The organism is Luteirhabdus pelagi (assembly GCF_016827595.1).
Classification (GTDB): domain Bacteria; phylum Bacteroidota; class Bacteroidia; order Flavobacteriales; family Flavobacteriaceae; genus Luteirhabdus; species Luteirhabdus pelagi.
This window is the reverse complement of sequence record NZ_JAECMS010000004.1, coordinates 310081-324505: the sequence shown is the minus strand read 5'-3', so window position 1 is coordinate 324505 and position 14425 is coordinate 310081. Positions and strand designations below refer to the sequence as shown.

Annotated in this window: 14 protein-coding genes and 2 tRNA genes; 6 read left to right on the top strand and 10 right to left on the bottom strand. The window is 41.1% G+C overall.

Going from position 1 to position 14425, the window contains the following annotated elements; all coding sequences use genetic code 11:
- Positions 1–42 precede the first annotated feature (42 nt).
- On the top strand, positions 43–837 hold the full coding sequence (locus I4Q58_RS12415) for a DUF2797 domain-containing protein (RefSeq protein WP_203296205.1): 795 nt from the start codon (positions 43–45) through the stop codon (positions 835–837).
- A gap of 99 nt (positions 838–936) precedes the next feature.
- On the opposite strand, the gene I4Q58_RS12410 is transcribed toward I4Q58_RS12415, so the two are convergent.
- Positions 937–3573, bottom strand: coding sequence for an AsmA-like C-terminal region-containing protein (locus I4Q58_RS12410; protein ID WP_203296204.1), 2637 nt, complete (start codon positions 3571–3573; stop codon positions 937–939).
- 61 nt (positions 3574–3634) lie between these two features.
- Positions 3635–4330 (bottom strand): queuosine precursor transporter, encoded by a 696-nt coding sequence (locus I4Q58_RS12405; protein WP_203296203.1) that lies wholly within the window; start codon positions 4328–4330, stop codon positions 3635–3637.
- 183 nt (positions 4331–4513) lie between these two features.
- Here I4Q58_RS12405 and folK point away from each other — a divergent pair, with 183 nt between their 5' ends.
- The gene (gene folK / locus I4Q58_RS12400; protein ID WP_236002911.1) at positions 4514–5620 is read left to right on the top strand and encodes a 2-amino-4-hydroxy-6-hydroxymethyldihydropteridine diphosphokinase; all 1107 of its coding nucleotides are present in this window, start codon (positions 4514–4516) and stop codon (positions 5618–5620) included.
- A gap of 204 nt (positions 5621–5824) precedes the next feature.
- Here folK and I4Q58_RS12395 read toward each other — a convergent pair whose 3' ends face one another.
- Entirely contained in the window at positions 5825–6361 is a 537-nt protein-coding gene (locus I4Q58_RS12395; RefSeq protein ID WP_203296202.1) for an RNA methyltransferase, read from the bottom strand.
- A 171-nt stretch (positions 6362–6532) separates the two neighbouring features.
- On the opposite strand from I4Q58_RS12395, the gene mutS reads away from it, so the two are divergent.
- The 3 genes from mutS (at position 6533) to I4Q58_RS12380 (ending at position 9598) form a co-directional block, all read left to right on the top strand.
- Entirely contained in the window at positions 6533–9166 is a 2634-nt protein-coding gene (gene mutS / locus I4Q58_RS12390; RefSeq protein ID WP_236002910.1) for a DNA mismatch repair protein MutS, read from the top strand.
- A gap of 116 nt (positions 9167–9282) precedes the next feature.
- Positions 9283–9355: transfer RNA gene (locus I4Q58_RS12385), tRNA-Gly, on the top strand.
- A gap of 157 nt (positions 9356–9512) precedes the next feature.
- Positions 9513–9598 (top strand) — tRNA-Leu (locus tag I4Q58_RS12380).
- A gap of 149 nt (positions 9599–9747) precedes the next feature.
- On the opposite strand, the gene I4Q58_RS12375 is transcribed toward I4Q58_RS12380, so the two are convergent.
- The 5 genes from I4Q58_RS12375 to I4Q58_RS12360 all read right to left on the bottom strand — a co-directional run bounded on the left by I4Q58_RS12375 (position 9748) and on the right by I4Q58_RS12360 (position 12936).
- Positions 9748–10266, bottom strand: coding sequence for a hypothetical protein (locus I4Q58_RS12375; RefSeq protein ID WP_203296201.1), 519 nt, complete (start codon positions 10264–10266; stop codon positions 9748–9750).
- A complete protein-coding gene (locus tag I4Q58_RS15700) occupies positions 10217–10339 on the bottom strand; it encodes a hypothetical protein (RefSeq protein ID WP_262896177.1) in 123 nt (40 codons plus the stop codon). Before I4Q58_RS15700 ends, I4Q58_RS12375 begins: the two co-directional genes overlap by 50 nt.
- Positions 10340–10552: 213 nt before the next feature.
- On the bottom strand, positions 10553–10825 hold the full coding sequence (locus I4Q58_RS12370) for a hypothetical protein (RefSeq protein ID WP_203296200.1): 273 nt from the start codon (positions 10823–10825) through the stop codon (positions 10553–10555).
- Between the two features lie 42 nt (positions 10826–10867).
- Positions 10868–11656, bottom strand: coding sequence for a TIGR03915 family putative DNA repair protein (locus I4Q58_RS12365; RefSeq protein ID WP_203296199.1), 789 nt, complete (start codon positions 11654–11656; stop codon positions 10868–10870).
- On the bottom strand, positions 11653–12936 hold the full coding sequence (locus I4Q58_RS12360; protein WP_203296198.1) for a putative DNA modification/repair radical SAM protein: 1284 nt from the start codon (positions 12934–12936) through the stop codon (positions 11653–11655). Before I4Q58_RS12360 ends, I4Q58_RS12365 begins: the two co-directional genes overlap by 4 nt.
- 105 nt (positions 12937–13041) lie before the next feature.
- On the opposite strand from I4Q58_RS12360, the gene I4Q58_RS12355 reads away from it, so the two are divergent.
- Positions 13042–13812 carry an XRE family transcriptional regulator gene (locus tag I4Q58_RS12355; protein WP_203296197.1) on the top strand — a complete coding sequence of 257 codons (771 nt, stop codon included), beginning with the start codon at positions 13042–13044 and terminating at the stop codon, positions 13810–13812.
- Positions 13813–13860: 48 nt separating this feature from the next.
- On the opposite strand, the gene I4Q58_RS12350 is transcribed toward I4Q58_RS12355, so the two are convergent.
- The gene (locus tag I4Q58_RS12350; RefSeq protein WP_203296196.1) at positions 13861–14112 is read right to left on the bottom strand and encodes a hypothetical protein; all 252 of its coding nucleotides are present in this window, start codon (positions 14110–14112) and stop codon (positions 13861–13863) included.
- 17 nt (positions 14113–14129) lie between these two features.
- Entirely contained in the window at positions 14130–14369 is a 240-nt protein-coding gene (locus I4Q58_RS12345) for a hypothetical protein (RefSeq protein WP_203296195.1), read from the bottom strand.
- Positions 14370–14425: the final 56 nt, after the last annotated feature.

The window sequence follows — 14425 nt, the reverse complement described above, 5'->3', positions numbered from 1 at the left end:
ATTATCCTATCTTTAAACCATAAAAATAGCAAAATTATAGAAATGAAATACGAAGGTGTTTTAACGAAAATGCAAACCGAAAATGGTGCTCCCATTCAGTATTATTTGGTATTTGAAACCGATTTTCTGAATATGAACCAATTGCTCGATAAAACGGTGTCCATTTCATTCCTAAAATATCAATGTCTGAATTGCGGATTGGAAAAAAAAATATATCGACAAGGATTTTGCTACGATTGCTTTTATGAAATTCCCCAGGCCGCCGATTGGGTCATTCGCCCTGAACTGAGCACCGCTCACTTAGATAAGGAAGATCGCGACCTTGAATATGAAAAAAAAGTACAGCTGCAGCCGCATGTTGTGTATTTGGCCAATAGTAGTAATGTGAAGGTGGGGGTGACGCGAAAGAGTCAGATTCCGACGCGTTGGATCGATCAAGGAGCGCATGAAGCCATCGAGATTGTTGAAGTTCCCAATCGCTATTTGGCGGGAATTACCGAAGTAGCGCTGAAGGAACATGTCAGCGATAAGACGAATTGGCGAACGATGCTTAAAAATGAAATTGAAGATGAAGACTTGGTCGCTTGGCGTAACAAACTAAAGGAATTTATTCCAGAAGAGGCACAGGAGTATTACCTCGCGAACAATTCTGAAACCAATTTAGAATTTCCGGTTTTGCAGTATCCAAAGAAGTTAAAAAGCCTTAACCTCGAAAAATCGCCCTTTTATGAAGGCGTGCTTAAAGGCATCAAAGGACAATATCTACTTTTTGAAGATAATACCGTTTTTAATGTCCGAAGTAACGAAGGTTATGTAGTCAGTATCGGAGTGAAATAAATAAGACCCGCTGGGTTTTAAAAACCCGGTGGGTCTACGTGCTGAAACCCGGTAATTTCTTAGACCCACAGGTTGTTCTAAACCCTGTATGTCTCGAGTTTAATTTACCGAATCTTTTTCCTTCTTGTTCTTATTCCCAAACAATCCGCCGAAAATGTCCTTCACGATTTCGGTGGTCTGACTCGTTTGGTCCTTAGGTTTATCTTTTGCCGTAGAATCCTTTGGTTTGTTGCCGCCAGTGATTAGGTCTTCCAAGATATTCGTTCCCTTATCCTTTAATTCCTGTTTCTGTTTTTCAATCAGGCGCTGGGTCAATTCCGTAACTGCTGCTTGCGTATTTACCGAAACCGAAGGATTCTTCAATGTGCCTTGCAGACCTATGGGTAATGCCACGGTTACATTCTGTGCATTGGCAGGATCCAGCTTGGCCAATAGGTTGGAAACTTCACTACCCAAATAGCGTCCAGGAACGTCCAATGTGGCATTGTAATTGATGGCTCCATCCAAACCATGACTTCCGTCTACTGTAACGGCTATTCCTTTTACATTAAAATCAAAGGGCTGTACTTCAATATTTCCATTGTTAAATTGTAGCACGGTACTGACATCCCGTAAGCTCAATCGATCGATATTCAGGAAAGAAACCTTTTCGCCCAATCGCGATAGCAACGGCATTTTGCTTTCATCAACCTCTGCGGTTAAAATCTGGGCAACCGCATCACCCGCTAAGGTAGTTAATTTTGGGGTAAGATCGTTGGTCAGTTCCCCGTTTAGCTTCAATCTAGTGTTCAGGTCACCTTGAAGGGCTTCAGCAATAGGAGCGAGATATTTCAACAGTTCCATCTTCTGAAACGATTCCGAAATATCGATTTTCTTTAGGTCTAAATCCATGGCGAATGTGGGCGTTGCGTTTTTGGTTGAAACGTTTCCGCCCAAGGCAACGCTTCCCCCGAAAATATCAGAAGTTACATTGGTTAAGGTTGCTGTTTCCTCTGAAACCTTTGCGCCACCCTTAACATTCGTCAAGGTAATATTATCGTATAGCACCTTATCCGCCTGAAAACTCATGCTCGCATTCAAAAAGTCTGGAATTTTTATAGCTTCTTTTTCTGTTGAAGATGAAGACGAAGCGCTATTTTTATTCGTCCCCCCTTCACCCGTAGTTTCGGCAGCCATAAAATCGTTGATGTTGAAGGTTTTTGACCGTATATCGAAATTTCCCTTCAGATCTTGTTTCGCCATAATCCACGGAATCAGATTCTGAATCGTTCCTGTGGCTGAAACATCGGTCTGACCTGTTTTTGCTGAAAACTGCTTTAGTTGAATATTTCCCGGCGAAAATGAAACATTTGCGGTATTGATCGCTACCGGATTTTTAAATGTACCGTCATCATATTGAAAGTTACTCAGACTAGCCGTTCCGTTGCTTTTAATGTTTTGATATTGTTCCTTTTCGATAGACGCCATATCGAAATTGGTGGTCAGGTTCGCTTTAAAGATTCCTTGCATGTCCTGTTCCAATTCCAAGGGAAGTACTTGTTCGATATGTGATAGATTAAGAGTTCCGCTAAGGTCAAGGTTTACCAATGCATTTTCCACGATATTTTTTATGCTTCCACTTGCGCGAAACGGTTCATTATCGATAGCGAAGGTAATACCACCAATATTGAGGTAGGTATCTTCAATAAGGCCTGTTTCGTTCACCAAGGTGACATCCAGGGCGATATTTCGCACCGACTTCGGCAAATCGGGATATTTGAAAGAAGCGTTATCGCTTTTGATTGCGATGTTCATTTTCGGGATATAGGTCTCGTCAACGGTACCCTTCAACATACCGTCAACCGAGAAGTTTCCAGTGGTGGACACATCGTCTAATTCTTTTACGTAGGTTTTCGGAATAACTGCCAAGAAATTCTTGAAATCGGAAGAAGGCGTTGTAAAGGTCAAGTCCATATCGGTAGCGTCCTCCTTCACCTGTACCCAACCATCAAAGGTGAGCGGTAACTCGTTGATACGGGCTTCATTTTCCAAAAAGGTATATTTTTGGTTTTCCAGGTCCATCATAAAATCGGCGTCAAGCGACACGATGTTTTCACTTAAATATTCAACATCACCCATCCGGAACGTGACAAGCGCCTCTGTGGTGGTTTGCAATTCGCTTTCCGAAAGGGAAAAATCGCCTGTCCCCTCATGATTCACATTCTGTAGGACAAAGTAGGTATCCGTAGCTTCATCCCAGTAGTTGATTTTCGAATCGTTGATTTCGTAGTGCTGAAGATCGAACGTAAATCCTTGGTTGTCGGTTGCTGTCTCGGTGGTTGCCGGAGCGTCTTTCTTTACGGCAATATCGTAATTCGCTTGTCCGAGGGAATCGACTTTAATATTGACCAAGGTGTTGTCAAGTTGAAGCGCATCGACAATAATCGGTTCGTTGCCACTTTTAAAAAGCTGCATGATGCCCATATCAAGTTTCAGGCGCTCGCCACGAGCGAGCGTGTCACCTTCGAAGGGCGCTTTGTTCACCACGCTAAAATCCTTCACAACTACGGCCGCATCGGGGAAACTGCTGAATAAGGAAAGATCGAGTTCTGCCCATTCAACGGTCGCATTTAGGTTTTGGTTGATGTTTTTCTTCAATAGATTTTCCAATGAATTTTTAAATAGGAAAGGGGCAAGAAGCAACAGGATAATGATGACTCCTAAGAGTATTCCGCTAATTTTTAAAAACTTTTTCATAGTGTTTTATACTGTCATCAGAGTGCTACTCCAATGCATTTACGTTATTTTTCTATAATTTTTAGTCTGTTAATTCTTCACCCAGTGCCAATCCGAAACGCTTCCGAAGGGCAAAAACCGCAGCGTATAAAAAAGGTGTATCCAGTGCCGCAACCATCACTTTGAATAGAAATCCGCTTAGCAATAGTGCGCCAAACAAGTCCCATTCAATTTTTCCGAAACTACACAGCAGAAATAGTACCGAGAAGGTATCGACAAATTGCGAGGTGAAGGTCGAAAAGTTGTTTCGCAACCAGAGGTATTTTCCTTTGGTAACACGCTTCCAAAAGTGGAAGATTTGAATGTCGATATATTGTGCCAATAAATATGCGACCATCGAGGCAAATACCGCAATCGCCGTGGCGCCGAAAACCTTCATAAACAGGGCATCGCCGATGGGGCTCCATTCGGTTGCCGGTACTTGGCCGGAAACATACACGATAAGTAAGGAAAAGAACGACGCAAAGATACCGGCGGTGACGACCCTATTGGCTTTTTTCTTGCCGTATACTTCACTTATTACATCGGTAATCAAAAAAGTAATGGGGTAGGGTAAAATGCCCACCGAAATCTCAAAGGTATAGAGGCCGAAAAAATCCCAGTAAAAAAATTTCTGGAAAATCAAATTGCTCACCACAAGGGAAGCAATAAATAACGCACCCAAAATCAAATAGATGCGTTCGGCCCAAATCCGGTCGGTTATCGTTAGTTGTTTCACAGTTTTCTCTGACTAACAAAAATAATGGTCGGTACGAATGATTTCGTTAATTTCGTGCTAAATTAGAAAAGCTTCATGTATATGAGGCTTTTTTATGCTGAAATAAGGGTTAGCAGCTTGCATTTCAGTAAATAAACAACAAAGAAGTATACCATCATACCGCGTAGCGACATATATCTTTCCTTGGGAAGTAACCTCGGAAACCGTTTCGAACACCTTCAAAAAGCTATTGATTCATTATTTGAGGAAGTAGGCGGTATTCGAAAGATTTCGGCAGTGTACGAAACGCCAGCATTAGGCTTTGAAGGCGATCCATTTTTGAATTGTGCCGTATGGATGCAAACCGTTTTGGAGCCAGAAGCGGTACTTGCAAAGATTCTTCAAATTGAAAAGCGCATAGGCCGCGAACGAATGGCAACGGAGGGCTATTCCTCTCGTCCTATTGATATCGATATTCTGTTGATTGAAGAGGAGGTTATTTCGACAAAAACGCTCACCGTTCCCCACCCTGAAATGCAACATAGAAAGTTCGTACTGCAGCCACTGGCCGAATTGGATTCGCAGTTGAAGCATCCCGTTTTCCATAAGAAAATAGTGAAACTATTAGCCGAAACAGCAGATACGTCAGTACTTGAAAAGCAGGGGAAGTGGTTGCGAAATCCAAATCGCGACTACGATTTGGGGAAACTAAGCTACGTAGCCATTGAGGGGAATATCGGAGCTGGTAAAACGAGTTTAGCCACACAGATTTCCAACGATTTTAATGCGAAGTTGATCTTGGAGCGCTTTAAGGATAATCCGTTTTTGCCAAAGTTTTATGAAGATCCGGAGCGCTATTCCTTTCCGTTGGAAATGTCGTTCTTGGCCGATCGCTATCAGCAGTTATTGGACGATATCAAACAATTCGACCTGTTTCAAGAGGTGGTGGTAGCCGACTACGATGCTTACAAGTCGCTTATTTTTGCGAAGGTCACGTTGGCAGAAGAAGAATACGAATTGTACAAGAAACTGTTTCACTTAATGCACAAGGAGCTTCCAAAGCCCGATGTGTACGTGTATTTGTACCAGAACACCGAACGTTTGTTGGAAAACATCAAGAAACGAGGACGTGAATACGAACAAAGTATCGAAGCAGAATATCTTCAGAAGATAAACCAAGGCTATTTAGAGTTCATTAAAACCCAACACAACCATACCATTAAGATAATCGATATCTCCGAATTGGATTTTGTGGAAAATCGAAAAGACTATTTGAAAGTTTTGAAGCAGATTTTGAATAGTGAGCAGTGAGCAGTGAGCAGTGAGCAGTGAGCAGTGAGCAGTGAGCAGTGAGCAGTGAGCAGTGAAGAGTGAACCGTGAACAGTAGGGGATTCGCTCTTAGCGATAAGCAGTATGCTTTACGCTAGATACAACAAGTAGCATTAATCAATAAAGCTACAATTTCGTTTCGTATTATTCTGATTTATAATTCTGCATTCTGAATTCTGCATTCGTTACCTTTTCATCTTACTAAAGAAATCCCATACTACCACTCCGACACTAACCGATATGTTTAGGGAATGTTTGGTGCCATATTGCGGAATTTCCAAAACCGTGTCGCTAGCAGAAACCACTTCTTGTTGCACGCCTTTTACTTCATTTCCAAAGACCAATGCGTAGGTCATTTCGGGCTGTAACGAAAAATCATCTAACGAAATAGCCCCTTCAGCCTGTTCGATCGCCGTTACGAAAACACCTTCTCCTTGCAGCTTTTTGACAACCTCAGTTACATTTTCCACATATTCCCACTCCACACTTTCGGTGGCGCCAAGGGCCGTTTTCTGAATATCTTTATGGGGTGGCTTTGCGGTAATGCCACAGAGGTAAATTTTTTTAATGGCAAAGGCATCGGCCGTTCGAAATACCGAGCCAATGTTGTTAAGACTTCTAATATTGTCGAGAATTATGATTAAGGGTGTCTTTTTCGTTTCCTTAAATTCCTCCGGCGTAAGGCGGTCTAGTTCGCTATTCTTTAGTTTTCTGTACTTCATACTTACCACAAAAGTATCGATTTGAAGCGTTTTTGAAGTATAGATTTAGAAGGTTTTAGGATTCAGTCAGTTTGTGATACAAAGTGTGAAAAACTTTCGATAACTCTGCTATTATTGGTTTCGAAAACAAAGGGGATCTTGTTATTTTAGCATTTCGGAAGATGTGAAGCTATGGCGAAGAAAGTAACCCCTTTAATGAAGCAGTACAACAGCATTAAGGCGAAATATCCTGATGCCTTGTTGCTTTTTCGTGTGGGCGACTTTTATGAAACGTTTGGTGAAGATGCTGTTCGAGCCGCCAAGATTCTGAACATTACGCTTACCGCAAGAAACAATGGGGGCGACCAGACGGAATTGGCGGGATTTCCGCATCATTCGCTGCATACCTATTTGCCTAAATTGGTTATGGCCGGTTGCCGGGTAGCCATTTGCGATCAGCTGGAAGATCCAAAACAGACCAAAAAAATCGTAAAAAGAGGCGTTACCGAACTTGTTACCCCTGGTGTTGCCTTAAACGATGATATACTTCAATCAAAATCGAATAACTTTTTGGCAACCGTTCACTTTGGTGCTTCTAAAAGTTCGTCGTCGCAGAAAATAGGGGTCGCTTTTTTAGATGTCTCTACAGGTGAATTCTTAACGGCTGAAGGGAATGCCGAGTACGTCGATAAACTGCTGCAAAACTTCAATCCTTCTGAAGTTTTGTTCAGTAAACAAAAGCGAAAGCGATTTACCGAATCTTACGGACAGGATTATCATACGTTTCATTTGGAGGAATGGGTGTTTCAAACCGATTATGCAACGGAAACCCTTCAGAAGCATTTCGATGTTCAGAATTTAAAGGGTTTCGGTATCGACCATTTGGAAGAAGGGATTGTTGCTGCCGGTGCTGCGCTTCATTATTTAAGTGAAACACGACATGATCAGCTTCAACATATTTCGAAGATTTCACGAATAGCAGAAGAGGAATATGTCTGGATGGACCGGTTTACCATTCGAAATTTAGAGCTGTATCATTCTTCACAGGAAAATGCGGTCACGCTGCTGGATGTTATCGACCAAACCATTTCACCCATGGGCGGTCGCTTATTAAAGCGTTGGTTAGCGCTTCCGCTGAAAAATCCACAACGTATTCGAGAGCGCCACGAAGTAGTAGAATATCTGCTGAATAATGATTCTGAAGTACAAACGCTTCAACAGCATATCAAGAAGATAAATGACCTTGAGCGCCTCATTTCCAAAACCGCTACAGGAAAAATAAATCCGCGAGAGGTCGTTCAATTAAAAAATTCACTGGAAGCTATTATTCCGATAAAAGGGTTGGCCTCTAATGCAAAGAATGAAGCCTTGCAAGTAATAGGCGATAGACTTCATTTATGTGAAAAACTGCGGTCGAAGATCAAGGAAACGCTTTTTGAAGAAGCGCCCGTGAATGCTGCTAAAGGAAAAGTGATTGCCGATGGTTTTTCCGAAGAATTGGATGAATTGCGAAATATCGCTTCGGGTGGAAAGGAATATTTGGATGATATGTTGGCGCGAGAAAGTGAACGGACCGGGATTACCTCATTGAAAATCGCTTCTAACAATGTATTCGGGTACTATATTGAAGTTCGAAATACCCATAAAGATAAAGTGCCCGAAGAATGGGTGCGAAAACAAACCTTGGTTAGCGCCGAACGATACATTACGGAGGAGCTTAAGGAATATGAAGCGAAAATCTTAGGTGCCGAGGAAAAGATAAGTGTACTCGAGCAGGAACTTTTTGGGCAGTTGGTGAATTGGATGCTCCAATTTATTGGGATTGTACAACAAAATGCGGCATTGATTGCCCAATTGGATTGTCTTACTTCCTTTGCCGTTCAGGCGAAGCAAAGCAATTATGTTCGTCCCACCTTAGACGATTCTTTCGATTTGGATATAAAAGAGGGTCGCCACCCTGTTATCGAACGACAGCTTCCGGCCGATCATCCTTTTATAGCGAACGACGTATTTCTCGACCGGGAAAACCAGCAATTTATCATGATTACCGGTCCGAATATGAGTGGTAAATCGGCGATTCTTCGTCAGACGGCCCTTATTGTCCTGTTGGCTCAAATGGGAAGTTTTGTTCCTGCTGGGAAAGTACGGATGGGTTGTGTCGATAAGATTTTTACGAGAGTGGGTGCCAGCGATAATATTTCGATGGGGGAAAGTACGTTTATGGTCGAAATGAACGAGACGGCCAGTATTCTAAACAATATTTCGGATAGGAGTTTGGTGCTGTTAGATGAAATTGGGCGTGGCACGAGCACCTATGATGGTATTAGCATCGCTTGGGCTATAAGCGAATATTTGCATGAACATCCTGCGCGACCAAAAACATTGTTTGCTACGCACTATCACGAACTGAATGAAATGACAGAAACCTTTGATCGTATCAAGAATTACAATGTTTCGGTGAAGGAATTGAAGGATACCGTCTTGTTTCTTCGAAAATTGGTTCCAGGAGGTTCGCACCATAGTTTCGGAATTCATGTTGCAAAAATGGCAGGGATGCCACAAGCTGTTATTCAGCGAAGCAATAAGATTTTGAAGCGTTTGGAAAAGAGTCATTCTTCAAAGGAATTGGACGATACCATGAAGGAATTGTCGAAGGAGGAATTGCAATTGAGCTTTTTTAAGTTAGATGATCCGTTGCTTGAAGAATTACGTGACGATATATTAGATATCGACATCGATACGCTTACCCCTGTGGAAGCCTTGATGAAGCTCAATGAAATCAAGCGAATGTTGCAGCGTAAGGCTACGATGAGTGCAAAAAAGTAATGCACTTCTGTGTTGCAGGTGATGCATTCAAAAAAATAAATTTTCCCTTTTGCATTTCTGTTAATTGTTATAAATTTGCGTCCGCTAGTTTAGCGATGTTCTTTAACAGCAATAATGCGAAAATAGCTCAGTTGGTAGAGCGCCACCTTGCCAAGGTGGAGGTCGCGGGTTCGAATCCCGTTTTTCGCTCAAGCGAGTTCAGAGAAATGTATGTTTTCGATCCGATACGTTCAGGCTAGCGACCGAGGTCGCGCCTGCCTGCCGGCAGGCAGGGGTTCGAATCCCGTTTTTCGCTCAAGAGATGAAGCCGATAGGATATCGGCTTTTTTTTTCGAACGTCCAAGTTGCTGAAGTGGTGGAATTGGTAGACACGTTGGACTTAAAATCCAATGGCCAGAAATGGCCGTGCGGGTTCAAGTCCCGCCTTCAGTACGAAACCCTGTTATATTTATAGCAGGGTTTTTTTATGCTTTTATGTGAATAAAGCTTACTGTATAGTAGCGTGTATTGCCACATTAGGGTAATAGCAGTTTAAATACATGTTTCTGAGGGAATATTTCAGCGATATTATGGGTGTACGCTTATAAATCGTCGTTCAATAACTTCTTGATCTCATCGTCTACTTCGCGTTTTAACTGATCTTCAGAAGATTTTTTACCTGCGATATAGGAAATGTATATCAATAGTACAAGAATAGGTAAAATAATAGGTAGGGAATACCAAAAATCGAATTCATCGATATACTCAATCTTGTAATTCACTACTCCCGTCAATTGAAAAAGGAACATTGTGAACGGGATAAGGATAGCGTATTTCCACCAATTTCGGGATGTTAGGAACCAAATTCCGGTGAGAAGTACAAACGTAAGTTTGGTAACCAGGGCATGAAGGTATATTTGAACATTACCAAACCCTCCGGCATTGATGTTGCCCACTGCCGTTTCCCATACCTTTTCATCGGATGGAGCGAATTGGTATAGATAAAATAAAAAGGGCGTTGCTACCAAGAAAATGATAAGCAACACCCCGTTAATATAATTTCGTTTTTTATTATCCGTTTGGTGGGATTTCGTATTTGTCTTTATCGATTTGCTGGTCATTCGTGTCTAGGGATTCTGGAGTACAGCTTGCTGCCAATGCAAAGATGGCAAAAATAAACATCAATTTTTTCATGATTCAGGTTTTTTTGTGTGAATAATAGTACAAACCTACGATCAACTTTCTGATTTTGAACTATTTCAAAAAAATTATTATTATGGTAAGTTTGTAGGTTTTTTCTTAAAAACCGTGATTAATCACTCATATCAGGATCTGCTATCTGAATCCGTTAGCAAAACAAAAAACCCAGCATTTATGCTGGGTTTTTTAATCGAGTTACGTCGTGGCTTACATGCCTTCGTCCGTATTGTCAATTTCTTCTTCAACTTCTTCTTCAGCATTTTCAGCAGCGTTTTCCATGTCTTCGCCTGCTTCTTCCACGGCATCGCCAGTTTCTTCAGCAGCGTTTTCCATAGCGTCGCCTGCGTCTTCAGCAGCTCGTTCCATATCTTCGCCCATAGATTCTACGGCGTCTTCAGTTTTCTCTTCTGTAGTCTCGCGGCATGAGTAGATTGAAAAAACCAAGCTCAATGCAGCAAATGATAAAAGTACTTTTTTCATAAGTAGTGTGATTGATTAGTGATTAACAAAGGATAAAAATAATCAAATTTTTGGACGTGGTGCTTTCTCACTAAGATATTTCCAATATCGTTTTGGTACATGTTGTACATGTAGCTTACTATTTTTACGCGATTTTATAGTAACGCTATTGAAATAAGAGCGCCATAATTCTTGGTACTGAAGTTCTTCTGTTGCTACATATAAATGTTCGTCTGTTCCATTGAGCATGGTCTCTGAGAAGGATAATGAAACTGTTTCCACAGTATCGAGATTATAATATATGCCATATCCTCTTTTTACATCATAAATCATCCACCGCTGATCCGCATAGCGGTCTTTAAAATGTTTTGAATTTAGCGGCAATACGTTAAAATCAGGGGCCACGGTAGCAAAATAGAGTCCATCCTTCAATAATTTGAACCGCACAAACGCGTCCATTCGGTGTTTTTCACGTCCGATGCTCTTTACTATTTTTGACACTTGTAAAACAGCAGGGTGAGAGTAGTTTCCTTTCACTTTCGACGGATGTTCAAAAGCCAGTTGCATATACACCATTAATGTATTTTCAATAGTGGGTAATTCACTTAAAAAGGCTTTAAAGACCAATTGGCCTATCCTAGTTCCGCATTTGGAAACCAAACCTTCCCACACTCTGGAGGCGTTTGTTTCGTTCGTAGGAACGTTTTCAAGATTATCGAAAAATGAATCCTGCGCTTGGTCCGATCGTTTTATAGAAACCCTATTCTCTAGTTTTTCTTCATATATATTAAAAATACAACTCAAAAAACCTTCAAAAGATCCATCATATGTCAAAATTGTCTTCGCCCTCATGCTGAAACCGGTAGTGTGTTTTGAAAGAGGTTCAATTGACCATTATATGTTTTTCGATATTTGCTGGAAGATTCTTGAAGAATAAGACCTTTAATTTGAGCGGCAGTTCGATCCTTTGTTTCATAGGTGCAGCTGGCACAGGTCATAAAATATTTCGCACGATTCATCGCAATGCCCATCTTTCGAATATGGTCCCAAGTTAATCGCCTATGTTTTCTAGCTGCTATAATTTTTTGAACCGATTGGAGCCCAATCCCTGGAATTCTAGCTAACATTCGTTTATCCGCCGTATTGATATCGACTGGAAATTGTTCTAGATTTCGAAGTGCCCACGATAGTTTGGGGTCGATGTCGGAATCCAAATTGGGATATTGTTTATTTAATAGCTCTTGAATATCGAAACCATAAAAGCGGAGTAACCAATCGGTCTGGTACAATCTGTTTTCGCGAAGCATCGGAACTTCGGTGCCAATTGATGGTAGCCTTGGATCATGACTGATGGGGACGTAGCCAGAATAATATACCCGTTTCATATGATACTTTTTATAGAAAAAAGCTGAGGTATACATGATTTCGGCATCGGTTTCGCCGGAAGCGCCAATGATCATTTGAGTGCTTTGACCGGCAGGCGCATATTTCGGAAGATTCTTTATTATCTTTTTCTCCGATCTGTATCGAACGATTTCATCTTTCACTTTTTTCATGGGTTGAATAAAATCCTCTCGATTTTTTTCTGGAGCCAACAGCTTCAATCCCTTTTCTGAAGGAATTTCAATATTCACCGATAGTCTGTCTGCATATAGCCCTGCTTCATACATCAATTCATTGCTAGCGCCCGGAATCGATTTTAAATGAATATAACCGTTGAAGTTTTCCTCCTCTCGAAGTTTCTTCGCCACCTGAATCAACCGTTCCATGGTGTAATCGGCATTTTTGAAAATTCCGCTACTTAGGAACAATCCTTCAATATAATTACGGCGATAAAAATTGATAGTGAGGTCAACGACCTCCTGCACTTTAAATGCTGCTCTTTTTATATCATTGCTTCTTCGAGTAACACAATAGGCGCAGTCGAAAATGCAATGATTGGTAAGTAAAATCTTCAATAGTGAGACACAGCGACCATCCTCGGTGTAACTATGGCAAATTCCCATACCGCTGCTATTTCCTAAGCCCTTGTTTTTATTGGATCGTTTACTGCCGCTCGAGGCACAGGAAACATCATATTTTGCTGCATCGGCAAGGATTTCAAGCTTTTCTTTTATCCGGTCGAAATTCATGAATTGTTAGGATTTGGAATTCTGCCAAAAATAAGGAAATATTCCAATAACAAAGAAATTATCCTCATAAAATTGGATATATTCCAAATAAGTGTATATTTGAATATGGAAAATGCATTACCTATTGAAGCTAAACGGTTTAGAAAGGTTCGAGAAGAGCAACGGTATACGCAGCAGGCGTTTGCTGAACTTTTGGATATTGGAAGTACAACCGCTGATATCGAACGGGGAAAAACCAAAATTACCGGGAAAGTAGTAATGGAATTGTTGCGTCAATTCAATATTAATCCATTGTGGTTGTTTGGAAAGAGTTTCAGTCAATATCTTGATGCCAGCGGAAATGATGTAAGCCCGAAGATGATTACCTTGGATTCTCAAGGCGATGAGACTATATTATTGGTCAATCAAAAAGCTGCTGCTGGATATCCTCATAATATTCAGGATACCGATTGGTTTGAGAGCCTCCCTTCTTTCCATATGCCGTTGCCGCAATACCGAAATGCTACCTATCGTGGGTTTCAGGTAGAAGGCGATAGTATGTTGCCGAACATACGGCCGAAGGAATGGGTGCTCGGAAAGGCGGTTCCAAGTCTTGCGGAGGCTTCCGATAGTAAAATATATATTGTAGTCCTTCATGATTCGGTTTTGGTAAAAAAACTTCAAAAAGTACCGGATTCTCCAGAAAAAGTTCGTCTTATTTCCTTGAACCCAGAATACCTTCCCATCGATGTAAAGGTTCGGGATATTCAAGAATTATGGCAGGTAAATAGCAAGATTTCGTTCGGCATCGATGAACCTGCGGAGAGTACGCTATTTCAGCAATTACAGCAATCGATGGAGGAGTTAAAAGGCCAAATCAGAAATCTAAATACATAAAAAAACCAGCCCGAAAGCTGGTTTTTATAAATTTACATTTAGGTTTATTTACCCATTATTTTCGGTTTCGACCTTCATTTTGGTCTCACCATCTTCTTTTTTGATTTTCACCTCTTTATCTTCGGTTTCCATCTTGATTTTCGTTTCGTCGCCATCAACCTTTTTCTTGATGTCGGCTCCTTCTTCCTCCATCTCTTCAATCATTTCCTCGGCTTTTTCCTCCTCCGTAGTCTCGCGACAAGAGGTTACTCCAAATCCGATAAAGGCAATCATGGCGAAAGCTAAAAATTGTTTTTTCATAGTTAGGTTTTTAATTGTTATTGACCGTCGTCGTTTCCGATTTTGTCGATTTCTTCGTCGATTTCCTCATTAACTTCCTTATCGACCTCCTTCGCAGTACGCTCTAGGATTCCTTCGGTTTCTTCTTCGGTTTCCTCAGCTTCAACTTCAACTTCACGAATAACTTCCTTCGTCTCAGTTTTTGTCTCTGTTTCCCTGCAGGAAGTAAGCCCTATAGCTAGTAATGAGAGGGCGCTTACCATTACAATTTTTTTCATAGTGAATAATTATTGGTTATGTCAAAACTATGTATTTTAACATTTGGCATATGGTA

What these genes read in the sequence shown, in the direction of transcription:
- I4Q58_RS12415 (WP_203296205.1), top strand. Translation starts at nt 43, where the DNA reads ATGAAATACGAAGGTGTTTTAACGAAAATGCAAACCGAAAATGGTGCT.
- I4Q58_RS12410 (WP_203296204.1), bottom strand. Translation starts at nt 3,573, where the DNA reads ATGAAAAAGTTTTTAAAAATTAGCGGAATACTCTTAGGAGTCATCATT.
- I4Q58_RS12395 (WP_203296202.1), bottom strand. Translation starts at nt 6,361, where the DNA reads ATGAAGTACAGAAAACTAAAGAATAGCGAACTAGACCGCCTTACGCCG.
- mutS (WP_236002910.1), top strand. Translation starts at nt 6,533, where the DNA reads ATGGCGAAGAAAGTAACCCCTTTAATGAAGCAGTACAACAGCATTAAG.
- I4Q58_RS12375 (WP_203296201.1), bottom strand. Translation starts at nt 10,266, where the DNA reads ATGACCAGCAAATCGATAAAGACAAATACGAAATCCCACCAAACGGAT.
- I4Q58_RS15700 (WP_262896177.1), bottom strand. Translation starts at nt 10,339, where the DNA reads ATGAAAAAATTGATGTTTATTTTTGCCATCTTTGCATTGGCAGCAAGC.
- I4Q58_RS12370 (WP_203296200.1), bottom strand. Translation starts at nt 10,825, where the DNA reads ATGAAAAAAGTACTTTTATCATTTGCTGCATTGAGCTTGGTTTTTTCA.
- I4Q58_RS12365 (WP_203296199.1), bottom strand. Translation starts at nt 11,656, where the DNA reads ATGAGGGCGAAGACAATTTTGACATATGATGGATCTTTTGAAGGTTTT.
- I4Q58_RS12360 (WP_203296198.1), bottom strand. Translation starts at nt 12,936, where the DNA reads ATGAATTTCGACCGGATAAAAGAAAAGCTTGAAATCCTTGCCGATGCA.
- I4Q58_RS12355 (WP_203296197.1), top strand. Translation starts at nt 13,042, where the DNA reads ATGGAAAATGCATTACCTATTGAAGCTAAACGGTTTAGAAAGGTTCGA.
- I4Q58_RS12350 (WP_203296196.1), bottom strand. Translation starts at nt 14,112, where the DNA reads ATGAAAAAACAATTTTTAGCTTTCGCCATGATTGCCTTTATCGGATTT.
- I4Q58_RS12345 (WP_203296195.1), bottom strand. Translation starts at nt 14,369, where the DNA reads ATGAAAAAAATTGTAATGGTAAGCGCCCTCTCATTACTAGCTATAGGG.